This window comes from Microcystis sp. BLCC-F210, from assembly GCF_042134685.1.
GTDB lineage: Bacteria > Cyanobacteriota > Cyanobacteriia > Cyanobacteriales > Microcystaceae > Microcystis > Microcystis aeruginosa_D.
This window is the reverse complement of sequence record NZ_CP169647.1, coordinates 4776276-4801851: the sequence shown is the minus strand read 5'-3', so window position 1 is coordinate 4801851 and position 25576 is coordinate 4776276. Positions and strand designations below refer to the sequence as shown.

Annotated in this window: 15 protein-coding genes, 1 tRNA gene and 2 pseudogenes; 11 read left to right on the top strand and 7 right to left on the bottom strand. The window is 42.6% G+C overall.

Going from position 1 to position 25576, the window contains the following annotated elements; genetic code table 11:
* Positions 1 to 350 precede the first annotated feature (350 nt).
* From ACE3JL_RS23390 to ACE3JL_RS23375, 4 genes and pseudogenes are all read left to right on the top strand, one after another.
* Positions 351 to 7568 carry a M10 family metallopeptidase C-terminal domain-containing protein gene (locus ACE3JL_RS23390; protein WP_375328505.1) on the top strand — a complete coding sequence of 2406 codons (7218 nt, stop codon included), beginning with the start codon at positions 351 to 353 and terminating at the stop codon, positions 7566 to 7568.
* A gap of 568 nt (positions 7569 to 8136) precedes the next feature.
* Positions 8137 to 8432 (top strand): annotated as a pseudogene (locus ACE3JL_RS23385) (hypothetical protein).
* Between the two features lie 6 nt (positions 8433 to 8438).
* Complete coding sequence (locus ACE3JL_RS23380; RefSeq protein ID WP_271993067.1) at positions 8439 to 8843, top strand: type II toxin-antitoxin system VapC family toxin; 405 nt, start codon at positions 8439 to 8441, stop codon at positions 8841 to 8843.
* Between the two features lie 228 nt (positions 8844 to 9071).
* Positions 9072 to 9557, top strand: a complete 486-nt coding sequence (locus ACE3JL_RS23375) for a DUF29 domain-containing protein (RefSeq protein WP_002782854.1) — start codon at positions 9072 to 9074, stop codon at positions 9555 to 9557.
* Positions 9558 to 10003: 446 nt separating this feature from the next.
* On the opposite strand, the gene ACE3JL_RS23370 is transcribed toward ACE3JL_RS23375, so the two are convergent.
* The 3 genes from ACE3JL_RS23370 to ACE3JL_RS23360 form a co-directional block, all read right to left on the bottom strand.
* A complete protein-coding gene (locus ACE3JL_RS23370; RefSeq protein WP_190357141.1) occupies positions 10004 to 10426 on the bottom strand; it encodes a hypothetical protein in 423 nt (140 codons plus the stop codon).
* Between the two features lie 132 nt (positions 10427 to 10558).
* Positions 10559 to 11269 carry a hypothetical protein gene (locus ACE3JL_RS23365; protein WP_002782852.1) on the bottom strand — a complete coding sequence of 237 codons (711 nt, stop codon included), beginning with the start codon at positions 11267 to 11269 and terminating at the stop codon, positions 10559 to 10561.
* A 458-nt stretch (positions 11270 to 11727) separates the two neighbouring features.
* Complete coding sequence (locus ACE3JL_RS23360) at positions 11728 to 11796, bottom strand: DUF4326 domain-containing protein (protein WP_353511590.1); 69 nt, start codon at positions 11794 to 11796, stop codon at positions 11728 to 11730.
* A 548-nt stretch (positions 11797 to 12344) separates the two neighbouring features.
* Here ACE3JL_RS23360 and ACE3JL_RS23355 point away from each other — a divergent pair.
* The 7 genes from ACE3JL_RS23355 (at position 12345) to ACE3JL_RS23325 (ending at position 17513) form a co-directional block, all read left to right on the top strand.
* Positions 12345 to 13244, top strand: a complete 900-nt coding sequence (locus tag ACE3JL_RS23355) for a lysophospholipid acyltransferase family protein (protein ID WP_375328504.1) — start codon at positions 12345 to 12347, stop codon at positions 13242 to 13244.
* A 147-nt stretch (positions 13245 to 13391) separates the two neighbouring features.
* On the top strand, positions 13392 to 14168 hold the full coding sequence (gene fabG, locus ACE3JL_RS23350) for a 3-oxoacyl-[acyl-carrier-protein] reductase (protein ID WP_375329651.1): 777 nt from the start codon (positions 13392 to 13394) through the stop codon (positions 14166 to 14168).
* 326 nt (positions 14169 to 14494) lie between these two features.
* A complete protein-coding gene (locus ACE3JL_RS23345) occupies positions 14495 to 15262 on the top strand; it encodes a peptidase (RefSeq protein WP_271993114.1) in 768 nt (255 codons plus the stop codon).
* 31 nt (positions 15263 to 15293) lie between these two features.
* A complete protein-coding gene (locus ACE3JL_RS23340; RefSeq protein ID WP_271993113.1) occupies positions 15294 to 16031 on the top strand; it encodes a sulfite exporter TauE/SafE family protein in 738 nt (245 codons plus the stop codon).
* Positions 16032 to 16150: 119 nt separating this feature from the next.
* A complete protein-coding gene (locus ACE3JL_RS23335) occupies positions 16151 to 16570 on the top strand; it encodes a M48 family metallopeptidase (protein WP_150976391.1) in 420 nt (139 codons plus the stop codon).
* Positions 16563 to 17450 (top strand): M48 family metallopeptidase, encoded by an 888-nt coding sequence (locus tag ACE3JL_RS23330; RefSeq protein ID WP_271993111.1) that lies wholly within the window; start codon positions 16563 to 16565, stop codon positions 17448 to 17450. Before ACE3JL_RS23335 ends, ACE3JL_RS23330 begins: the two co-directional genes overlap by 8 nt.
* Positions 17429 to 17513: transfer RNA gene (locus ACE3JL_RS23325), tRNA-Leu, on the top strand. The genes ACE3JL_RS23330 and ACE3JL_RS23325 overlap by 22 nt, the downstream gene beginning before the upstream one ends.
* Before the next feature lie 416 nt (positions 17514 to 17929).
* Here ACE3JL_RS23325 and ACE3JL_RS23320 read toward each other — a convergent pair.
* From ACE3JL_RS23320 to ACE3JL_RS23305, 4 genes and pseudogenes are all read right to left on the bottom strand, one after another.
* Positions 17930 to 18133: pseudogene (locus tag ACE3JL_RS23320) on the bottom strand (hypothetical protein).
* A 94-nt stretch (positions 18134 to 18227) separates the two neighbouring features.
* The gene (locus ACE3JL_RS23315; protein WP_271993109.1) at positions 18228 to 18737 is read right to left on the bottom strand and encodes a PEP-CTERM sorting domain-containing protein; all 510 of its coding nucleotides are present in this window, start codon (positions 18735 to 18737) and stop codon (positions 18228 to 18230) included.
* A gap of 93 nt (positions 18738 to 18830) precedes the next feature.
* A complete protein-coding gene (locus ACE3JL_RS23310) occupies positions 18831 to 23318 on the bottom strand; it encodes a 5'-nucleotidase C-terminal domain-containing protein (protein WP_375328503.1) in 4488 nt (1495 codons plus the stop codon).
* Positions 23319 to 24115: 797 nt separating this feature from the next.
* Entirely contained in the window at positions 24116 to 25279 is a 1164-nt protein-coding gene (locus tag ACE3JL_RS23305; RefSeq protein WP_375328502.1) for a Na/Pi symporter, read from the bottom strand.
* Positions 25280 to 25576: the final 297 nt, after the last annotated feature.

The following is a 25576-nucleotide window of genomic DNA, read 5'->3' as shown; positions in this document are numbered from 1 at the left end:
ATGATCAAACGCCGACTCAGGACTATCAAGATCGGAAAGCCTCGTTCGATAGTCTGAGCAGAGGCAAGACAATCGGTTAGAACTTATTGACCATCTGAGACTGTCCAATCGTTGGGATCGACTTCGGGTATGGGTGAGGATATCGATCCGCAATTGTCATAGTAACACCAAATCCCCCTGATGCAGTGGACAAGCCTTTTTGTTCCATCTGACCACTTCAGTGGGACCCGATGATAACGGGGTTTTGCTAACTGGATTGAGGATAAACCTGCCTTAGTGTGGTTTTGTTGTTACTTGTCTAACAATTGTTGCTATTTCAATAACTACCTTATTTTTTATGGTTAAAAATTATGGCAAGCAAATCTTATTCGATGGTGCAAAATTCCCCAACTGGAACGACTGGAACGGGACTAGATCAAACGGTTGAAAGAATTGGCATAGATCCAGGACTTGCTGGTGCTAATCTCGGCACAAATATTACGGATGGAATGACGGCAGCTAATGGATTAAATCAGTTAATCTTAGAAGCCAAACAAGCCACTGGAGTTGCTATTAACGGCATTTTTACTGTCAGTGACGTAATTGCGATTAATGCTTGGATTCGTGCTAACCGTTTAGCAGAATTTACTGCTCTCCACGGTGATGACGACGGTACAACAGAAACAGGGTTTCATTTAGTCCAAAATGACGGAGCGACTCAACAGTATCGCAACCAAAATTTAGTTGATACGGTTTTTGATGGCATTTATCACATTGGTTTTCTAATTGAAAATGGTGCTTTTCTCAATGAAGATGGGAACGCAAATGCCACGGTTGCTCAGGTGGCGGATTGGCTAACTCAATTTTATACAGATCGGGCCACAACTAATACCGGACTTGATCGGATTACGGAATTAATTATTGCCGATCAGGGTTTAGCGCAAAATATACCTTGGCAAGAAATTGCTGGCGGTGCTGATGCTGCCAATGGACTGAATGATTTATTAAAAACAGCGATTACCAACTACAATCTCGCTGCTGATGGTTCAATTTCCGAAAGCGATATTGCACAAATTAACAATTGGATTCGCTCTGATGCCACCCGTTATAACGCTTTTGTTGTTCTGCATGGGGATGATGACGGCACAACAGAAACTGGCTTCCATTTAGTTCAAAATGACGGCGCTCAGACCACATATTTTGCGAAAAACCTAGTTAATACTGTTGCCGACGGAATCTATCATATTGGTTTTGAGATTCAAAATGGGCGGTTTCTCAACGAAGATGGTGCAGCTAATGCCACAGTTAAAGACGTAGCAGATTGGGTAACTTATTTTTACGTTGATCAGTCCACCACTGGCACAGGATTAGACAAAATTGTCGATACCATCAAAATCGATACTGGCTTAGCCAAGTGGACAAATGCGGGGGATATTAACGCCGGAGCCGCCGCCGCCGACGGACTTAACCATTTATTAGTAGATGGCATTACTGCTACAGGTATCGCTGCTGATGGCTGGATTACCAACGATGATATTCGCACCCTCAATCAGTGGGTTCGCACTAATCACTATGACGAATTTATCCTCCTCCACGGTGACGATGAGGGAAATGAGGAAACAGGCTACCATCTGGTGCAAAATGACGGAGCGACAACCCAATACTTCGGCAAAAATTTAGTCAATACCGTAGCCGATGGACTCTATCATATTGGCTTTAACATCCAAGACAATCGTCTCCTCAACGAAGATGGTGATGCCAATGCTCGCCTTAACGATGTTTCCAGTTGGCTCAACTATTTCTATCTCCAGAAAACCATTATTTACGGCAATGATTCTAGCGACACGATTACAGGTACGAATCTTGCTGAACACCTGATCGGTTACGGAGGAAATGATATTCTCAGTGGTGGCGGCGGCGATGACCTAATCGATGGAGATTGGGGGTCTGACAATTTATCGGGTGGGGTTGGTAATGACTTCCTCTATGGCGGCGCAGACAATGACCAATTAGATGGAGGTGAAGACTCAGACACTTATTATGTCTCCGGTAATTTAGCAGGAGGCTGGTCGAGTTTCCAAGGTTACGACATCTACACCGATACCGGCACCTCTGGGGTGGATAAAATTGTGGCTTTGGGTACAGGAGACGTGGACCTGGGGATTCTTTCCTTTAACGCCAACAGTGGCATTGAAACCATCGACGGGACAGGAGTAACAGGAAAAGTCACCATCGTCGGTGATTGGAGTGACAATATCCTCGACTTCTCTAATACCAAATTCCTCAGTAACAATATCGAAATAAACGGCTATTGGGGGAATGATAATATCACCGGTAGCAATGGTAATGATCTCATTATTGGTGGCGGTGGTGACGACATTCTGAACGGTGGTAGTGGTTCCGATAATTACCTCTATACAGGCTATCAAAGTAATGAGTGGAATACCTTTGAAGGCTATGACACCATTACGGATACAGGAACCACTGGTACAGATACCATCGTCGCCAAAGGGACAGGTAATGTTGATATCGGTCTCAAGAGTTTTAACGCCAACAGTGGCATTGAAACCATCGACGGGACAGGAGTAACAGGAAAAGTCACCATCGTCGGTGATTGGAGTGACAATATCCTCGACTTCTCTAATACGGCTTTTGTCGGTGACAATATCGAAATAAACGGCTATTGGGGGAACGATAATATCACCGGTAGCAATGGTAATGATCTCATTATTGGTGGCGGTGGTGACGACATTCTGAACGGTGGTAGTGGTTCCGATAATTACCTCTATACAGGCTATCAAAGTAATGAGTGGAATACCTTTGAAGACTATGACACCATTACGGATACAGGAACCACTGGTACAGATACCATCGTCGCCAAAGGGACAGGTAATGTTGATATCGGTCTCAAGAGTTTTGATGCCAACAGTGGCATTGAAACCATCGACGGGACAGGAGTAACAGGAAAAGTCACCATCGTCGGTGATTGGAGTGACAATATCCTCGACTTCTCTAATACGGCTTTTGTCGGTGACAATATCGAAATAAACGGCTATTGGGGGAACGATAATATCACCGGTAGCAATGGTAATGATCTCATTATTGGTGGCGGTGGTGACGACATTCTGAACGGTGGTAGTGGTTCCGATAATTACCTCTATACAGGCTATCAAAGTAATGAGTGGAATACCTTTGAAGACTATGACACCATTACGGATACAGGAACCACTGGTACAGATACCATCGTCGCCAAAGGGACAGGTAATGTTGATATCGGTCTCAAGAGTTTTGATGCCAACAGTGGCATTGAAACCATCGACGGGACAGGAGTAACAGGAAAAGTCACCATCGTCGGTGATTGGAGTGACAATATCCTCGACTTCTCTAATACGGCTTTTGTCGGTGACAATATCGAAATAAACGGCTATTGGGGGAACGATAATATCACCGGTAGCAATGGTAATGATCTCATTATTGGTGGCGGTGGTGACGACATTCTGAACGGTGGTAGTGGTTCCGATAATTACCTCTATACAGGCTATCAAAGTAATGAGTGGAATACCTTTGAAGGCTATGACACCATTACGGATACAGGAACCACTGGTACAGATACCATCGTCGCCAAAGGGACAGGTAATGTTGATATCGGTCTCAAGAGTTTTGATGCCAACAGTGGCATTGAAACCATCGACGGGACAGGAGTAACAGGAAAAGTCACCATCGTCGGTGATTGGAGTGACAATATCCTCGACTTCTCTAATACGGCTTTTGTCGGTGACAATATCGAAATAAACGGCTATTGGGGGAACGATAATATCACCGGTAGCAATGGTAATGATCTCATTATTGGTGGCGGTGGTGACGACATTCTGAACGGTGGTAGTGGTTCCGATAATTACCTCTATACAGGCTATCAAAGTAATGAGTGGAATACCTTTGAAGGCTATGACACCATTACGGATACAGGAACCACTGGTACAGATACCATCGTCGCCAAAGGGACAGGTAATGTTGACATTGGTCTCAAGAGTTTTGATGCCAACAGTGGCATTGAAACCATCGACGGGACAGGAGTAACAGGAAAAGTCACCATCGTCGGTGATTGGAGTGACAATATCCTCGACTTCTCTAATACGGCTTTTGTCGGTGACAATATCGAAATAAACGGCTATTGGGGGAATGATAATATCACCGGTAGCAATGGTAATGATCTCATTATTGGTGGCGGTGGTGACGACATTCTGAACGGTGGTAGTGGTTCCGATAATTACCTCTATACAGGCTATCAAAGTAATGAGTGGAATACCTTTGAAGGCTATGACACCATTACGGATACAGGAACCACTGGTACAGATACCATCGTCGCCAAAGGGACAGGTAATGTTGATATCGGTCTCAAGAGTTTTAACGCCAACAGTGGCATTGAAACCATCGACGGGACAGGAGTAACAGGAAAAGTCACCATCGTCGGTGATTGGAGTGACAATATCCTCGACTTCTCTAATACGGCTTTTGTCGGTGACAATATCGAAATAAACGGCTATTGGGGGAATGATAATATAACCGGTAGCAATGGTAATGATCTCATTATTGGTGGCGGTGGTGACGACATTCTGAACGGTGGTAGTGGTTCCGATAATTACCTCTATACAGGCTATCAAAGTAATGAGTGGAATACCTTTGAAGGCTATGACACCATTACGGATACAGGGACAAGTGGTACAGATACCATCGTCGCCAAAGGGACAGGTAATGTTGATATCGGTCTCAAGAGTTTTAACGCCAACAGTGGCATTGAAACCATCGACGGGACAGGAGTAACAGGAAAAGTCACCATCGTCGGTGATTGGAGTGACAATATCCTCGACTTCTCTAATACCAAATTCCTCAGTAACAATATCGAAATAAACGGCTATTGGGGGAATGATAATATCACCGGTAGCAATGGTAATGATCTCATTATTGGTGGCGGTGGTGACGACATTCTGAACGGTGGTAGTGGTTCCGATAATTACCTCTATACAGGCTATCAAAGTAATGAGTGGAATACCTTTGAAGGCTATGACACCATTACGGATACAGGGACAAGTGGTACAGATACCATCGTCGCCAAAGGGACAGGTAATGTTGATATCGGTCTCAAGAGTTTTAACGCCAACAGTGGCATTGAAACCATCGACGGGACAGGAGTAACAGGAAAAGTCACCATCGTCGGTGATTGGAGTGACAATATCCTCGACTTCTCTAATACCAAATTCCTCAGTAACAATATCGAAATAAACGGCTATTGGGGGAATGATAATATCACCGGTAGCAATGGTAATGATCTCATTATTGGTGGCGGTGGTGACGACATTCTGAACGGTGGTAGTGGTTCCGATAATTACCTCTATACAGGCTATCAAAGTAATGAGTGGAATACCTTTGAAGGCTATGACACCATTACGGATACAGGAACCACTGGTACAGATACCATCGTCGCCAAAGGGACAGGTAATGTTGATATCGGTCTCAAGAGTTTTAACGCCAACAGTGGCATTGAAACCATCGACGGGACAGGAGTAACAGGAAAAGTCACCATCGTCGGTGATTGGAGTGACAATATCCTCGACTTCTCTAATACGGCTTTTGTCGGTGACAATATCGAAATAAACGGCTATTGGGGGAACGATAATATCACCGGTAGCAATGGTAATGATCTCATTATTGGTGGCGGTGGTGACGACATTCTGAACGGTGGTAGTGGTTCCGATAATTACCTCTATACAGGCTATCAAAGTAATGAGTGGAATACCTTTGAAGACTATGACACCATTACGGATACAGGAACCACTGGTACAGATACCATCGTCGCCAAAGGGACAGGTAATGTTGATATCGGTCTCAAGAGTTTTGATGCCAACAGTGGCATTGAAACCATCGACGGGACAGGAGTAACAGGAAAAGTCACCATCGTCGGTGATTGGAGTGACAATATCCTCGACTTCTCTAATACGGCTTTTGTCGGTGACAATATCGAAATAAACGGCTATTGGGGGAACGATAATATCACCGGTAGCAATGGTAATGATCTCATTATTGGTGGCGGTGGTGACGACATTCTGAACGGTGGTAGTGGTTCCGATAATTACCTCTATACAGGCTATCAAAGTAATGAGTGGAATACCTTTGAAGACTATGACACCATTACGGATACAGGAACCACTGGTACAGATACCATCGTCGCCAAAGGGACAGGTAATGTTGATATCGGTCTCAAGAGTTTTGATGCCAACAGTGGCATTGAAACCATCGACGGGACAGGAGTAACAGGAAAAGTCACCATCGTCGGTGATTGGAGTGACAATATCCTCGACTTCTCTAATACGGCTTTTGTCGGTGACAATATCGAAATAAACGGCTATTGGGGGAACGATAATATCACCGGTAGCAATGGTAATGATCTCATTATTGGTGGCGGTGGTGACGACATTCTGAACGGTGGTAGTGGTTCCGATAATTACCTCTATACAGGCTATCAAAGTAATGAGTGGAATACCTTTGAAGACTATGACACCATTACGGATACAGGAACCACTGGTACAGATACCATCGTCGCCAAAGGGACAGGTAATGTTGACATTGGTCTCAAGAGTTTTGATGCCAACAGTGGCATTGAAACCATCGACGGGACAGGAGTAACAGGAAAAGTCACCATCGTCGGTGATTGGAGTGACAATATCCTCGACTTCTCTAATACGGCTTTTGTCGGTGACAATATCGAAATAAACGGCTATTGGGGGAACGATAATATCACCGGTAGCAATGGTAATGATCTCATTATTGGTGGCGGTGGTGACGACATTCTGAACGGTGGTAGTGGTTCCGATAATTACCTCTATACAGGCTATCAAAGTAATGAGTGGAATACCTTTGAAGACTATGACACCATTACGGATACAGGAACCACTGGTACAGATACCATCGTCGCCAAAGGGACAGGTAATGTTGATATCGGTCTCAAGAGTTTTGATGCCAACAGTGGCATTGAAACCATCGACGGGACAGGAGTAACAGGAAAAGTCACCATCGTCGGTGATTGGAGTGACAATATCCTCGACTTCTCTAATACGGCTTTTGTCGGTGACAATATCGAAATAAACGGCTATTGGGGGAATGATAATATCACCGGTAGCAATGGTAATGATCTCATTATTGGTGGCGGTGGTGACGACATTCTGAACGGTGGTAGTGGTGAGGACACTCTTATCGGAGGATTAGGGTCAGATCAACTAACGGGAGGTGAAGGTCGGGACAGTTTTATCTTCAACACCGTTGATGAAATCGGTCAAGGTGCAAACCAAGACAATATCCTCGATTTCAATACTGATCTTGATACTATTGACATCTCTGGTATTGATGCCAACTCCCTCAACGATGGTAATGAGAGTTTCACGTTTATTGGTGCCTCGGATTTTTCAGGTCAAGCGGGACAACTGCGCTTTGACGGCGGCCTCCTTTGCGGGGATACCAACGGCGATGCAGTCAGCGACTTTCAATTAGCGGTCGCTGGAGTGTATAGTTTACCTGTTACCAATATAGTGCTGTAACATCCTCTGATTTAAGGCAATAAGCTCTTACTGTGTTTAACTGAGTGTCAGCAGAAGTCCCTCGCTTTTAGCGATGGGACTTCTGCTTATACCAAATTAAATTGTATTCAGAGCAGATAAAGCATCAAGGATGAAGGTAAATTCCGTGAGAGAAGCAACCCTCCGGGGTGTTACTTCTTAAACAATTTATCTACTTTGAATTCTAATTCCTCTAAAGTGTTAAAGCACCAATTACTCATTACTCAATTGGGAAACTGGGTATAGCAGTATCGATTAACTTCATTAACTTCATGGTTTCGGCTAAGGTTAATACTATCATAAGGATAGTGTAATATGTCCTCGTCTGACAAGGTGCGTCCCTTGCGATCTTTTAACCATAAAGACATCTTCACCCCAAACAGGTTCGACATGACAGAAATCACCATCCGATGAGAATGGCGGTACATCCCACTCAAGACACCGTTACGGGGATCTATTCGAGATCGAACTCACGATGTTGCATAACCACGAGAAACTTGATATATTGGCAGTTGATAAATATTATTGAAAATTTACTGGAGGCATAAATATGTTATCAACTGATGTCAGACAAAAATCAATGATTAAGAGAATTGAGCAAGTTGTTTCTATTTTAATGGAAGACCGTCCTTTCTTTAAAGAGGAGCTTAATCATTCAGAAATAGTGAACATTTGGTTGAATTATTTGAAAAAAATTTACCTTTTGAGGAATTTAACACTATGTCAGAGGCAGAATTGAAAGAGCATTGTAGCTTTATTATGTCCACAGAAATCCTGTCAAAAATTGGCGGCGATTTTACTCCTGAACAAATGGCTATTTTTGATGAAGCAATTAAGCGTCAATAGGTAATTATGAGTTATTTGTTAGATACTAATATAGTCTCTTTGATCATTAAGCGTAATCTTGAAATTTATCAAAAAATTGAAGATGTCAAATCTCAAAGAAAAAGTATCTTTATCAGTTGCATTACTTACTTTGAAATTAAGAGCAGATTTTTGGCAGTTGCTGCACCTAAACAAAGAGAAAGATTTAACCAACTTTGTCAGGATTATCAAATTATTTTATTAGATGATTTAGCTATTTTAGAAAAAGCAGCCGAAATTCATGCTGATCTTAGATTAAGAGGATTACCCATACAAACAGAAGATATTTTAATTGCTGCTACTGCTATAGTTAAAAGTTTAATTGTTGTTTCTAATGACAGTGATTTATTGAGGGTTGAAGGATTAAGTTTAGAGAATTGGGTAGAGTTATAAATTGAACCCAATCTTTAATTTATACGCCATATTTTAATAGCTTGAGTCAGTAAAGACGTGCGTTACACTACGTTAACGCACCCTACAAAATTGGCTATGCACTAATGATACTATGAACGAGAATTGGCGGGACGGTGATTTTTCCAGTGTCACTATCAAAATTAGGAGAAAGTGGCCTAATATATATATGAGGGTGCTTATTTCCTATTAAAAACCGCCCACAACCCAATGAAAACTTTAAATCAGAATCCCTGGCAAGTAGAGGGAGGAGAAACCCTTCCCCTACTTTACGAAATTGATCAACATCTTTGGTTGGATAAAACAATAAAAATCCTCAAGGAAAATCGCTTAGATGAATTAGATGTAATCCATTTAATTGAGGAATTAGAAAGCTTGAGTAAAAGAGATAAAAACCGAGTCAGTAGCTTACTTGAACAAGTGATCAGGCATTTATTACTTTTACAATATTGGACAACAGAAGCAGAAATAAATCGGAATCATTGGCGAGCGGAAATTATCAGTTTTCGCACGCAATTAAGAAAATGTTTAACGACGAATTTACAGAATTATTTGGCTGAGGAATTACCGATAATCTATCAGGATGCTTTCGATTATGTTCAACAAAAAACTGGTTTTTCTGGCGATTTTCCCTCAGAATGCCCTTACAGTTTAGAACAGTTATTAGATAAAAATTGGTTCAACTGTGAAGATTAGACATTAAAAATGATAAAATTATTGAAAAGCTCAACGTCAATAAATGATCGTTAGTGATCCTCTGGTAAGTACCTAAGCAAAATTAATTACACATATCTAACCCCCTCTTGACTTTTGCCTCTTGCCTTTTGCCTATCTTTACTAGGAAATTAATTTTGCACGACTACTTATGTTGCGGTAAAGTCTATATTAAGGGAACTCCCATTATTCTCTCTACTCGCGCTTAGAAATTAATTGAATGGAGACGATTAGGTTGGGAGAATCTAGCAGTCTCTCAATCTTTCTCTACTCGCGCTTAGAAACTAATTGAATGGAAACACGCCCATAATTAAACCTCAAAAATTTTTTTATCGCTCTCTCTACCTACTAGAGAAATTCATTGAATGGAAACAATTTTAGCAGATTTTGTTTAGAATTTTCTACCCTTGTGGCTAAGTACAAAACAATCACTTGTAGCACTTTTTATAAACCGATCTTTCAGAATCTATTTTGTCCAGCATTTCTGGGCTATTAGTTATATCAACCAAATCAGAGATCCTTTCACTTTCTTTAAAACGTTGACTTAATTTACTCTCTGCTTCTGCTAATTGTTGCTTTGCTTGTTCACAGGTATAAGGATAGCCTAGTCTGTAAACACAACTAGAAAATACAAAAAGTAAAAATATAATACCTAAAACGGATTCAAATACTGTCTGGATAGAACTTTGTTTATTAGCTTTTTCTGCTTTTTCCTCAATTTTCTTTCGAGCTACATTAAGAACAGATGAAATAAATTTATTTCCTTGAGTAACTGGACAACCACAATGAGGACATTGCTTCGCTTTGTCAGAAATAGGATTTTTACAGTCTTCACAAAAAATAATTGTCATGATGATTCGATTGATAAAATTTAAACAATAATAATTTGATAATCAAGCAAAATTAGAGATGATTGAAGTAGATTCAACAATTTTTACATTTTACATCCTCTCCTCTATTAATATTTGATCAATATGTAAAAATTAGTATAGTTTGGATATTAGCCTCTTCAGGGCTATTGATGATCTCTTGGAATCAGATGATAAAAAATAATCATTTTTAACTCCATAACCAGTGTTAAGATAAGCCCAACCAATAATCGTAATAACTTTTTTGGGAAACTCTAAAAGTAAATGACAATCTTTTAAAGTAAGACTGCTGACTTCTTTTACAATAAACTTATCATTGTGAGCTATCTTTTTGTCTCTCCAACTTTTTAAGCTACAAATGATCTTTTGATTGTTATTATGATTTGCCCTTATATAGTTAAATAAATCAGCTATAAAATCTTTATCGTTATCTATACACATTAGCAAATCATATATTTTATTGCTTTCTAAATATTCATAAAGTTGGTTATATTGCTGAATTTTAGGAGGATTTTCTTTGATCATATCAAGTTTTTGAAGCAAAGCATCTAAACAGCGAGTCTCAAAAGATTTTTTGCGTTGGTCATATATTCTAGAAATTGATAAAATAAGTTCATTAATTGTGTAGCTTTGGATTGTTCCAAAGAATATACCAAAGTTCCCCCGAGAGGTATCATTAACATCTTGGACTCTCTCGTTAATAGCTTGAATTAGATAATTAGCCCTTTCTGCTTGGAATAAGTCTTTGACTAATCCATTCTCAATAATATCTTTAATGTCATTTAATGGCTCTTCGTTACTTGTTATGGTTCGATAGGGGGGCATAAATTGACTAAATCCTTCTCTGGCAAGAGACTTAATTGATGAGTTCGCTCTAGATCAAAAACAATTGACAAAAATCGCCAAATGCCTTTCTAAATAAGGGTTACATCTCTTATAACCCCAGTCCATTGCATAACACAAACCGAAGAACCCATTTAATAATACTAAATTCATAGAGCTTTATACACTTTATTTTTTAAAAAGTGGTTAAGTGCGAATATTAGGGATTAGAAGACACTTCTCTCTGTAGTTATGGTTCTTAGACTCTTCCCCCGTTTATTAATTTTTGGATATCTTTGCCATAGAGCAAACCTGATTAGCAGTTAAAACCATCTTAATACTAAAAACAATCCTACTAGGATGGACACCTATTGTTACAAAACTTTACGAAATTATCCCCTAGCGACGATGAGAGATTGCAACAGGGTGATCGCCACTCACACCATCCCCTGTTCAATAATCTAGTTAACGCAACTCACAATCACATCCCCATAACAAGGTTTCGGATTACACCAGCAGGTCAAGACCACCAGTTTCCCCTCGTCCACATCAATCGCGATCGACTTCAACGCTCTCTCTACCTGCGCTTAGAAATTAATTGAATGGAAACTAGGCAAACTGTCTCTTTAGTGATTAATTCAATTTTCTCTCTACTCGCGCTTATAAATTAATTGAATGGGAACATCCTTTCCCTAGCTGAGAGACTATCGGTCTTAGAGTCGTTTCTAGTCGCAGATATGGACAAGCTGGTGATCCTAAATCAGATGGGAAAGATGCTCTTTAATCCCCCTAGTTATTTTATTTCTTCTGTGGGAGGTGCGCCCTTGCAAGTTCTTAAGTGCTGTATTATTGATCAAGGAAACCCGTTCTCAAACGATGGGTTTTTGGCTCTTCTGGTTTCTGTGTGGAGATGAGGTCTATACTGATAGTTTATTTAACAAAATAGTCCTAAAGGTCTTTCCCAGTAACCATTTCACGATTTCATAAGCAAAAATTATCACACAAAGTCGAGAAGAGCCGGTTTTTTAACCGAAATTTGCGATAATTAAGATGCGATTAAATTATCAACTTGGCATCAATGCAGATTTTTAGCTCTTTTGTCTCATCTACGGCCACTTTTGCCGAATTATCCCTACAAGCAGCCAAGGCCCCTGTTGATACCCTCACCGGTTGGTCATTAGAGGATCGGGAGCCGCAAGTGATCGAAAAATTTGTCCCCCTTCTGGATTGGTTTTATCACCATTATTTTCGCGTTAAAACCGATGGTTGGGAAAATATTCCCCCCTCAGGACAAGTATTATTCATCGGCTCCCATAACGGCGGTTTAGCGGCTCCCGATATGTTTATGATGATGTATGATTGGTTTCAACGCTTTGGCAGCGAGCGCTTAGTCTATGGTTTGATGGATTCGCGAGTCTGGCGATTTTTTCCACCCCAAGCTGGTCTAGCGACCCAAATGGGGGCCGTTCATGCACATCCCAAAATGGCGATCGCCGCTTTGAACAGTGGCGCTAGTGTCCTAATTTATCCCGGAGGTGCTACGGATGTTTTCCGTCCCCACAGTTTAAGAAATAAAATTCATTTTGCCGGTAATCAAGCTTTTGTTAAACTAGCTTTACAGTACGAAGTGCCGATTATTCCCGCCATTTCCCACGGCGCTCACTCGACCCTGTTTGTCCTCGACGATATTTATCCTCAATTAAAAGAATTACATAAACAGGGTATGCCTTGGCCCTTCGGTATTGACCCCGGTACCTGTCCCATCTATTTCGGTTTACCCTGGGGACTAGCTATCGGTCCCTTGCCGAATATTCCCCTACCCGTAGCGATACAGACGCGGGTTTGTCCCCCAATTATTTTTGAACGTTACGGCAAAAAAGCGGCCCGGGACCGCCGTTATGTACGGGAATGTTATGAGAAAGTCTGTTATTTGATGCAGCAACAACTCGATCAATTAGTGGTGGCCAATTCTCCCTGATACTATACAGGAAAGTGGGGACATAGCGATCGCACTTGAGCATTGCTGCGGTCAGATTAACCCGCTTGTGAGATAATAAATTGTTTTGAGCAAAGTTATCAGTACAGAGTTTTCTCTTGAGATTGAGATTTGACGATTATTTGGGGAATGCAGAAAATTATGAAACTATTACCCGCAGAATGCCAGCATTTACAAGACAAAGTAACCATAGTAACCGGGGCCTCGCGAGGGATCGGTAAAGCGATCGCATTGGAATTAGCCAGCCAGGGTGCTACTGTAGTGGTGAACTATGCTAAATCTAGCAGTGCTGCTGATGCCGTTGTTGAAGAAATTACCGCAGCCGGGGGAAAGGCCATAGCACTACAAGCAGATGTGGCTAAAAGCGAAGAAGTGGATAATTTAGTAGATAGTACCAAAGAAAAATTCGGTCATATTGATGTCTTAGTTAATAATGCCGGTATTACCCGGGATACCCTAATGTTAAGAATGAAATTAGAAGACTGGCAAGCGGTTATCGATCTCAATTTAACTGGGGTTTTTCTCTGCACTCGCGCCGTCGGTAAATTGATGTTAAAACAGAAAAGCGGCCGCATAATTAACATCACTTCTGTATCCGGTTTGATGGGTAATCCGGGTCAATCTAATTACAGTGCCGCTAAAGCTGGTGTTATCGGTTTAACAAAAACTTTAGCCAAAGAATTTGCCAGTCGAGGCATCACCGTTAATGCCGTGGCCCCTGGCTTTATTGAAACCGATATGACTCATGACCTCAAAGCAGATGAAATTCTCAAATATATCCCCCTCTCCCGTTATGGAAAACCAGAAGAAGTCGCCGGAATGGTGCGTTTTTTAGCCGCCGATCCCGCCGCTATTTATATCACCGGTCAAGTCTTTAACGTCGATGGTGGTATGGTTATGGCTTAATTCAGTTATCAGTTATCAGTTATCAGTTTTAAGCTTTAAGTTAACAGTTTTAAGTTTTAAATGATATTATTCACCGATCAATCTTCACTAATTACTGATTACTGTTTACTAATTACTGATTACTGTTTACTAATTACTGATTACTGTTTACTAATTACTGATTACTGTTTACTGATTACTGATTACTGATTACTGATTACTGATTACTGTATCACTGATTACTGATTACTGATTACTGTTTACTGATTACTGTTTACTGATTACTGTTTACTGATTACTGTATCACTGATTACTGATTACTGATTACTGATTACTGTTCACTGAAAATGACTTACTGTTTAGGAATTATCAATCGTTTTGGCATTGTTATGGGGGCAGATTCTCGCACGAATGCGGGAGTCGATTATATCTCGGCCTATCGGAAATTATTTGACTTTTCGGTGTCGGGAGAAAGGGTAATTATGGTCTGCACATCGGGGAATTTATCGATTAGCCAAGGAGTGATTCACGAACTAAAAAGAGATCTGCACAATCAAGAGGATAAAAGTCTTCATTCTCTCAATCATCTCTACGATATCGCTCACTATATCGGTGATAAAAGTCGTCAAGTGCAAGCTAGGGAAAGGACTTGGTTAGAAAAAGATAATATTGATTTTCAATGTAACTTTATTCTTGGGGGACAAATTAAAGGAGAAGAACCGCAATTATTCCTGATTTATTCCCAGGGAAATCATATTCAAGCCACCAAAGAAACGCCCTTTTTACAGATAGGTGAAACTAAATACGGTAAACCGATTCTAGATCGCACCATTACCTATGATACACCCCTAGAGGAAATGGCCAAATGTGCCTTACTTTCCATCGATTCGACCATGAAATCGAATATTTCCGTCGGACCGCCTATCTATTTGAGTATGTATGAAGCTAATAGCCTAAGCCTACGTCATAAGTTACAATTGCGCCTAGGAGATCCCTACCTAGCCAAAATGCGGAAACTCTGGGAGGATTACGTCCGGCAAGCTTTCGAGGCTATGCCCAATGTGGAATGGCATTATACCGACGAAGATCCCAAAGAAGATATCATAATAGATTAAGTAACTCTTTGTGAATTAACTTTACAACTCGATGATCATTGTTACCTTGATGTTGGCAGGTAGTCTAGCTTGGTTTTTTAGTACCCTTGCTGGTGGGGGCAGCCCCCTGATTCTACTCCCCGTTTTAGGTTGGTTTCTCGATGCTGCCGTCATTCCTCCAGTTTTGACCACGGGGATGCTAATCGGTAATGTCCAACGCATGGGAATGTATTGGCGCGCCATTGACTGGCCCTCGACAGTGTGGTATCTACCCGGGGCAATTATGGGATCTACCCTCGGCGCTTTTGTCTTTGCCCATTTACAATTCAAATGGTTGCCGCTAGTTTTGGGAATTTTTCTAGTTTTATCCTCGCTTAAACAATTATTTCCCCAACAAGAAAATCCTTTTTTTGAGATTAAAACTTGGTATTTTATGCCCTCGGGATTTATCTACGCTTTCCTGTCAGGATTAGTCGGTAGTACCGGCCCGATGATGAACCTGTTTTATATTAACTATGGGCTAGTTAAAGAACCAATGGTGGCAACGAAATCCGTTCACATGGTCGTAGTTCATGTGGCTAAATTAATCGCCTACGCAGCCTTTGGAGTTTTACATCTGCCTTTTCTTGGTTACGGTTTATTGTTAGGATTAGCAGCCTGGCCGGGCAATTGGTTAGGACAAAAAGTTTTAGAAAAAATGAGTCCTCAACAATTTAAACAAGCAGTGATGTTATTCGTTTCAATGAGTGGCCTATTGATGATCTGGCGAGAACGCAGCATCGTCTTTTAAAATTTTGCTGACAAGGGGACAAATTTTGCTAGAATACTAAATAAAGGCAAATTGTACTAGAACATTGTAATACGCCGATCACCGTTAGATTTGCTCCTTGATTAACCCCCTAGCTGAAAATGACAGAAATCGCCAATTTTACCCTCGAACAAGGTTTAGAACGCTACCAACAGGGAGAAAACGCCGCCAGTTTATTGCCAGAATTTAAACAATTAAGCGATCGCAGTCCTAAAAATGCCGCCGTTTGGTCCTGTTTAGCTTGGTTATATATGCTCACCGATAAACCGGAATTAGCCCTAAAAGCCGCCCAAAAAGCCGTTAAACTCGATAAAGTTTCCCCCCAAAACCGGATCAATTTGGTTTTAGCTATGTTAGAAACCAAAACCGCCGGAGTTAGAGAACATATCGAACTGGTGCAACAATTAGTTAGTTTAAACAAAGAAGTTCGCCAAGAAGTGGATGAAAATATCGCCGATGGTTTGGCTAGAAAACCCGATTGGAAAAGTTTAGAACGTGTCAAAGCTTGGTTAAATGAATAAGAATATGGCATTATCAAAACAGTTATTACTAGGCTTAAAAGCCAATGATTTTCGGCATCCCATCGACCTAGATGCGACTAACTCCCTTAAACAGTTGCCTGGTTTAGATATAGCCGTGAGAAGTTTGTTAGGTTCCGTCGCTGAGGAATTCTTTTACTTAAATAATATTGCTGCTAGTGTTTTGGTGGGGGAAAAACAATTACCCGACCTGCATAATCTCCTCCTAGAAGCTTGCCGAGTTCTTGACTTAGAACCACCTCAATTATACATTCAACAAAACCCCGTCCCTAACGCTTATACCTTCGCCATGCGGGGCAAAAAACCGTTTATGGTGATGCACACTTCCCTAATTGAAATGCTGACTCCCGCGGAAATTCAAGCGGTAATCGCCCACGAATTAGGACATCTCAAGTGTGAACACGGCGTTTATCTGACTTTAGCCAATATTATGGTCCTAGCGGCGGGATTACTGCCCAATTGGGGGACAATGTTAGCACGATCCCTACAGGAGAGAATGTTAGCATGGGTGCGCTGCGCTGAGTTTAGTTGCGATCGAGCGGCTTTATTGGCAGTTCAAGACCCCAAAATCGTCATGTCGGTGTTAATGAAGTTAGCTGGAGGTTCCCCCAGTCTCGCACCTTTACTAAATTTAGAGGCTTTTATCGATCAGGCCAAGTCCTACGATGCCGTCAGCGCCTCGGAAATGGGCGAAATGTTAAAGGGTTTGCAAACCCAACAGTTAACCCATCCCCTCCCCGTCCTGCGTGCGCGAGAAATCGATCGTTGGGCCAGTTCCCCCGATTATCAAAATTTGTTAAAGGGGCCAAAAATGGGTTATAATGATAAAACTAATGCCAAGGGCGAATGGCGAAATTGGTAGACGCACCACACTCAAAATGTGGCGAGGCAGCCCCTCATGTCGGTTCGAGTCCGACTCCGCCCATTATACCTAACAAGGGTTTCAGCCTTTCTCTGGTAACAAGACTGTACTCTTTACTCCACTATCACACAAGATTCGTATAAGATAAGAGATAGAAATTGGCGCTCATAATGTCTGATACTAAATCCGGTTATTAAAAACTGATTATTTAGAGTCTGCTGAATAATGGTAAAACCTTTTTAAAATAAGGCTTTTGACCTGTTAAAGTCCGATGTTCATGCTGCGAAAATAGGATTGGGACTTTCAAAAACCTTGCATTATCCTTCGTGTAGTACACAAGTTAGTATAAAAAGAGAGGGCAACAAAACCTGAAACGACCGACTCCTGACTCCACCAATAAACTTTTTCAGCAAACCCTATTTATTCCCCTTTGCAGGAGTGCCTGTCCTTATAAGTATCATATACTCAACGTATTAGTGTTATTTTGATTTTCTGCCCCACTTGATAGGCGACAAGTACCAATACTTATCGCCTAAGTGGGATGCTGGCTCTTCTGGTTTCTGTGTGGAAACGGGGTCTATACTGATAGTTTCTTCAGCAAAATAGTCCTAAAAGTCTTTCCAGGTAAATATTTCACGATTCTATAAGCAAAAATTATCACACAAAGTCGAGAAGAGCCGGATGCTCCCACATAACTCAATTCAAAACCCCTAGCAAATCCTTGATTTGCTCTTACTGGAGGTGGCTTAAATTAGTAAAACACGAGTTTTAATGATACTATCGTTTTCTACCGACCAAAAAACCGCCGATACCTAAAGCAATAATTCCTAGAACGGTTGAAGGTTCAGGAATCAGGACATATTGAACGGGGCCTGAACCGCTATCATTAATTCCAATATAGGAAAAAGTAGCCTCAGTACTACCAAAAGCGGGAATTAGAGAAAATTCTGGAGTAAAACTAGACGTTGAAAAATTCAACCCTAGAAGGATACCATCTAAAAATTCCACAGTAGGATTAGAGTCCGCATTAACAGCAGTAAAAGTCGAGCCTAAAAAGTTCAAATTTACTTGAGACGCATCTAGACTTTCAAAGCCTGAACCGGTTGAGGGCGAATTATCATAGCTAAAAGTACCCGAAAAAGTTTGCCCTGTCAATGAACCATTTTGGATAGTTCCAGCTAGATTGTAACTTACGATAGCTGCTTGAGCGGGATTGACTTGCTGAACTGCTAGACTTAAAACTACCCCAGAAGTAATCACTGCGTTGCGTTGCCAGGAATTGATCATTTTGTCCTCATCCAATAAGATGTGCTGAAAATATTAGGGTTGAAAGGTGCGCGTTTGATGAGTCGCGCCCCTCAATTTAGTTAGTTAGAGAGCCTAACCAAAGATGAAATTAGCTTGAGTCAAGGTAGAAGCATTAATTCCATTGAGAATCGCCACATCTCGTCCAAAAGCTTCAATAATGGTATTTGCACCCGCTTGACGATAATCCCAATTCGTGCCGCGAGAACCAAAATTTAAGCTAGTAGAGAAGAAACCAATCAGATCCCCTTGATTTGCTCTGTAATCAGCGATAATGTTGGCATTTGCCGGTAAGAGCGCATCATTTTCTGTAATCCAGAATAGATCCTGGCCGCTACCCCCAGTGACGATATTATTACCACCAGCAGACCCCAAGAAAAGTAGATCATTCCCGACACCCGTATCGATACGGTTATTGGTTCCTGCGTAAACGGTGTCATTGCCCGAAGCGGTACGGATGTTATTACCACCGACAGCAAAGCGAACGTTTACAGTGTCATTCCCACTTCCCGTATTGAGAATTTGATTATTGCCGATAAATTGTCTGCCATCGCGCAAAGCGGCATCAAAGGTATCATCGCCAAGTGTTCCGTTGGCGGTTGTCGGTAAAGGTGCGACACCGTCGAGAACCGTATCTTGACGGAAACCGAGGCTTTGAATCCGTTGATCTTCTGATTGGGGAGTGTCGGCCTGGTTAAAGGGCTGTTGTCGGTTGTCGTTGTTGTAAAAAGCCGAAAGATACTCGGCAAAGGCATCCTGTATCCGTCCGGGTCGGAGATTGGCGTTCCCCAGAGAATCGGGTTCGTCAAAATCAGTCAAACGACGGATATTTTGGAGGACAACGGGATAACTATCACCGCCATTCGCCAGGAAACCTTGCGTGACAACACTAAAAATGGTGTTAGAAGCAACCACTAATTCCCCATTTTCCACAATGGTTTGGACACTATTGCCCGTTGCATCTGCTAAGGCAAGACTGCGAATCCGTTGACTGGTTGGAGCGTTGGGGTCATAACTAAAGTTAAAGCCACCAATTTGACCAAAACGACCGTTCCCCGTTTCCACTGAAGAAATCATGTGTTCGGCCAGTTGCAGGAATCCGGTGGCGTTCACTGTACCGACAACGATATCGCCGTCAAAGCGTAAGGAATTAGAAATATCGAGTTGTGAGATATCCCCTTCCTCTTTGCCCACATCGGGATTCGCTTGCGGGGGCAGGGGAATGATTCCCGAGTCTCCGATCGCGAACCGTCCGATCTGATCGCGGATCGAGCCGCCATTGGTGAAGGAAATATCGATCCGGTTAAAGCCAGGAAGTAGGTTATGCTCATTCAAATAGGCTTCGGCGTAGAAGTCTTGAGCGTCTGCGGTCAAGTTACCCAAGTTGGTTTCTTGGGTACGCACATCGCCCCGAACCCCGTTGAGAAAAACATCGGTTTGACCGAAGATCGTACCGTCTAGGATGTCAACGAAGCCTCGCACCCCATCGACAATTTCGACTATATCTTGATCTGCTTTGGCTCTTACTTGGTCAAAAGTAGTAATCGATTCATCGTAGAGGCGATCGACTCCCGCAATATCAGTGGCATAAGGACCGCTATCATCTCCAATCGTGGTAATTACACCTCGATCATTAAAAGTGACGACCAATTGATTCAAGTAGCGATAATTTGCGGCTGAATTGACGTAAATAACCCGGTTATCTCCACCCCCGTACACTTGGGGAAAGGGTTGCAATAACTGTCCGTTATTTTGTTGGGTTTCATCTTCCCGTAGGGGGGGAACTCCGGTACTGGAAGACATCTGTTGGTGAGAACCACCCCCAAAAAGTAGATCAACCCCTAACCCGAGGGCTGCCATTTCCTCGGCCAGAGCGATTTCGATGCGGGACTCTTGCAGGTGAGTCATCAAAATAATTTTATTGATGCCCGCATTGCTTAAAGCTTGGACTTCGGGGGTGATGTTGCGGATGATGGAGTCCACTTGCACATCCACGGAAGTCGTTCCAGTAATCACGTTGCCGTTGATATCTCGGGTTGTTACCTCGATCGCTCCCGTATCGGCGATCGATTTGAGATAGGGGGTAACAATGCCGATAATTCCCACTTTTTCGCCGTTAAAGTCCTTAACCACGCTTCCAGTTAGGGTATTGGGTAAAGGCGCTCCCCCGTTAGCGACCACGGCTAAACCGTTGGGAAGGGTAGCCCGACTGTAATCGAGGTTATTGGCTAAATAGGGGAATGCCGCTCCCGGATAGCCTCCAGGTCCGATACCGACACCGCCATTCTGCCCATTAACCCAATTAGGATTCGGGGCAACTAGGTTGAGGAAAGAACCAGCACCACCGCTAAATTCATGGTTGCCCACCGAGGCCACATCCCAGCCTAATTCATTGTTAATCAGGATGTCGGCGATGCCCCCTTGATCGGCCTGTGGATTACCCGTTGTGGCGTTATCGTAAATATCGCGGCTGGCATTAAAGAAGGGACTGGAAATGTAAACATCTCCCGTAGTTAATTTCAGCGTATTGGTGTACTTGTTATCCAAGGCATTCATTACCGCCGAGAAGCCCAGAATATCTTGAAAAGCCGGAATCCCCGCTTCTTGATCGGAGGCTTGTAGAATTTGTAGGGTAAACGGCAAGTTGAGAGTTGCAAGGATGGGTTCATGATCAGCGGGCTGATCGAGAAAATCAACGTTGACACGAACGATATCGTACTCGGCCTTACTGGCGAGATTATTGGTTATCAAAATATGGTCTAAGGCTTGGGAGTTACCTTGGAAGTTGAAGGTGGCGCGATCTCTGACATCCAGGGTTTGAGAAAGATTGGTTAGCACCCCACCACTGAGAATTTGCTGGAACTCTTCAAAATCAAAGCCGTTAAAATCCCCTAAAACCACCACGTTAGCATTGGGATCGTCCGCCAAAATTGCGTTGACTTCGCTATTGATAACCGTAGCTTGATTGGCTCGTACATCCGCACCGCCAATATTGGGGGGTTGAACATTGCCAAATAAACCATTGCCACCGCGTCTGGAGCTTAAGTGATTGTTAATTACCGTCACTTCCTGTCCGTTAAAGGTAAAGGTGGCGACTAGAGGCTTGCGACTGTTGTTAAAAGCACCATCATTATCGGATATGGCGTTGGGGTCGGTGATCGCTCGGAGGGAACCTTCTACAAAGCTAACGCGATTAGGGTTATAAAGATAGCCAACTCGAATATTAGCACCAGGCGCACCCCCACTTCGACCATTGATGGGATCGATATTCAGGAACTGGTAGGTAGGTCCGCCTGCGGCCGTGATTGCGTCGATTAAAGTTTGATAGGTTAAGTCAGCCTCTACCACACCATCTAAGATTGGGATTTGGTCGGGTTGGCTCGGCGGCAATGGGCCGTTGTTGTCTTGAATTTCCTGAAGTCCGATGATATCGGGAGATCTCAGGTTATTGATGATTTGATTGGCGAGTACGCCGAATCTCTCGAGGCCACCTGGGTTCGATTCAGTGGGATTGAGATTTTCCACGTTATAGCTGGCGATCGTTAGCTTATCTGCCGTGCCTATTAGATTCGTCACTTCCCGCTGCAATCCGCCAGGAGTAGCTTGAACCGGTTCGGTTACTAAGACCCGGTAGTCACCGAACGCGTAATCAACTACCCCCGTCAGATTCCCTAAGAGATCGCCCACATCAACTCGTGGCAGGTCTGTGGCGCTGATTTGAATCCGTTCGGGGTTGAAATCATCTGGAGCGATGCCAATACCACCGCGACTGTTGATGCCGGTAGCGTCGGCCCCTTGATTCGCCACCGTCCATATTGAATCCGAGCTAGTAGGTCGGATAATCGTTGGACTGACTGCCATGGTATCCTGTACCGTTACCAGCATTCCTTCCAAGCTTTCATAGAAGCCGATCCCAGTGTTTAAATCTAAGGGAATGTCGAAGGTGTCAGGGGAAAAGTTCGCTCCCGCGATGATTTGGTTGGGGGGTACGCGACCTCCCGATCCGATGAGAATGGGGGCGGGTAAGGGATTGCCCGAACTTAACACGTCGATTGTGTTCTTGTCTCTATTGGCAGCAATTTGTGTGGTACTGAGAACAGTCAAGTCGGGTACTCTTTCGCCGTTTATAGTAACATTCGGTCGATTTTCCTGCACCTGTCCACTGACTTTAACCGAGTCGCCGACCGTGAAATTAAATTTGCGATTAAGTTCTTCGAATCTTTGCGATCCCGTAAAGACGAAGATACCTTCCGAGGTTCGCAGATCGTTGTCTGGATCGGGGTCTTGTAGGTAAAAGCCATCTATTATCAGTTGGCCAAAGGTGGGACTGGATTGTGTGTTGTCTCTTCTCGTATTGAACGCCGTAAGGATTCCGACTACACCGCTCACCAGCGTCCTTTCTTTTTCCGATACTAATCCAGTTCCTTGAATGTCGCGGATGCGAATTTCCGAAAAGGTTGTCTCGGCTGTGTCCTGATCGTAAAAGGTTGTCTCGGCTATGTTCTGGTCGTTGTAAATATCGTAAGGATCATCGTATGTGTCTTGGTCGTCAAAAGTAATCATCGCTTTCTTGTCCTTTGTATCTGGATAAACTACACTCGCTCCGTTTATTTCGTCTATCTGTGACGATGGGGAGTATCGAGCAAAAGTCCGGCGCGTCTAAAAATACAGGTAGAAACAGACGAATAATTTCTGATTCCATCGAATATAGAGTGGTATTCATCGAATACCGACTTTTTTTCTACGACCTGCGGTGATAGGGTCTGAAAAATTTCTAATGGGAAAAGCGCTTAAAATAATAGACCCGAAAACAATGCTATAGGACTTTCTTTAACATCTAGATAAGACAAGATTAAAAAATCATCTTTTGCTTGATTAATTTTGTACTGTATCGTTTCTCACAAATGTGGATTGCCTATAGATTCTTGCCACTAAAGGGGTTTATCAGAAAATATACCTTAAGTGCCGAGAAACCTTATGACTTGTACTATTCTCTGTTACTCCCAGTTTTTTTATTAATAAAAGATTCTCAAAACATTTAATATCAATAGATTGAGTTGTTTGTTGTTAATTTTTTGATTTTGATTACTTGGTCAAATTTTTATCAAAAAACAAGATGGCATTGCTAGGACATTTATGCAGCAAGATCACCTCCTAGATAAGAGCTACAAAATTTATAAATTGTCAGGGTTTTCGGAGAGTACCAGAAGATGGGTAAAGTGAGAATTGCTGCGGGTCATTCAACCGAAATTTTCGATAAAGGACTTAGGCTCTAATAATGTACCCAATCATATGGCGAATCCTTGAAGAATTTAAAGAAAGCGACTGTATAGCTAGTATTCTATTTCTGTGCGAGTCCCTTATAGAACAATCGAAATCCCCACTAGAATCAGGGGAATCACAAAAAATACGCCAATGAGGTAAGCCAAGGCAATAAACTTATTCTCACTTGCTGCTGTCGCCAAGCGTTTTGCCCCAATCACGGGCAACGGACGCAGGTAGGGAATACCAAAAATCAGCAAAACTCCTAACAGGTTAAAAAACAAGTGTACCTTGGCAATCTCTAGAGCGGGCAACGCCCTTTCCCCCGTAACAGCCGTAGCCGCCAGCAGGGAAGTCACTGTCGTCCCGATATTCGCACCGAGGGTAAAGGGATAAATAACATCGAGTCCAAACACGCCGGCACCGGCGAGGGGAATCATCAAACTGGTGGTTGCCGAAGAAGATTGCACCAAGATGGTGACAAATATACCCGCCAAAATTCCAGCAATCGGCCCTCTGCCCAGAGCGGTGTGAAGGATATCTTTCGCTCGACCCATCATCAATTGCTTGAGCAATTTGCCCAGGAAGTACACTGCTGCAAAAACTAAGCCAATGCCAATGAGAATTTGCAAAATGCCGTTGTAAGGCCCAGGTAGAAAGCCTGTAGCGCTCCGAATCGAATCGCGGACAGGTCGAATCATCGCACCCACCAGGTCAAAATCGTCCACGCTTAGATCACTGTCGCCTAAGAAAAGGTTGGCAGAAGCCCGACTGAGGAATTCCAGGGGATGAAATAAGATCTCTAGGGGGAAAAAGATCAGCGCCGCAAGGAGATTGAACAGATCCAGCACAGTGGATGCGGCAAAGGCTTGTTTAAACTCTTCCTTGCTGCCTCCTACAAAGCCTAAACTAGCAATGCCATTGGTAATAGAGGTACCAATATTGGAACCCATAATCATGGGAATTGCGATGGGGACGGGCAAACCGCCCGCGACTAGACCGACAATAATTGAGGTTGTGGCACTGGAGGACTGCACTAAGGCGGTGGAAATAATCCCGACCACAAGCCCCACAAATGGGTTTTCGGCAAAGGCAAAAAGCTGCTGTGCCTCATCGCCAAAAGTGGTTCTAAAGCCTCTGCTAACAACTCCAATACCGACAAGCAGTAGGTAAACCAAAGCAAAAACAGCCAGCCAGGAAAGAAATGTTTTTCTTCTGCTCGCCGTTGGTGATAGAGAGGGTTTAAGCAATGGATCGCTCATAAGAAAAAGAACCCCTGTATTGTTATCAATTAAAATGTCCTATTTGTGGGCGTTGAGTGACTTGCCCAGCTCGTGTCAGATTTATACACTCGCAAAAGTTGCTTTCTCCGATTGCAATTTTTCAAGCACTCTCCCATAGCAACAGCAATTCTCATTTTGAAATAAATAGAGCATTAACCCCGATTTTGGCAGGGAAAATATAGTACGAAGCAACTATTTTCTAGAAGAGGCGAACAATAAAAAAAACAATTGGCTAGACAAATTAAGTATAAATACCCAAGCAATCAAAGAGGTTGG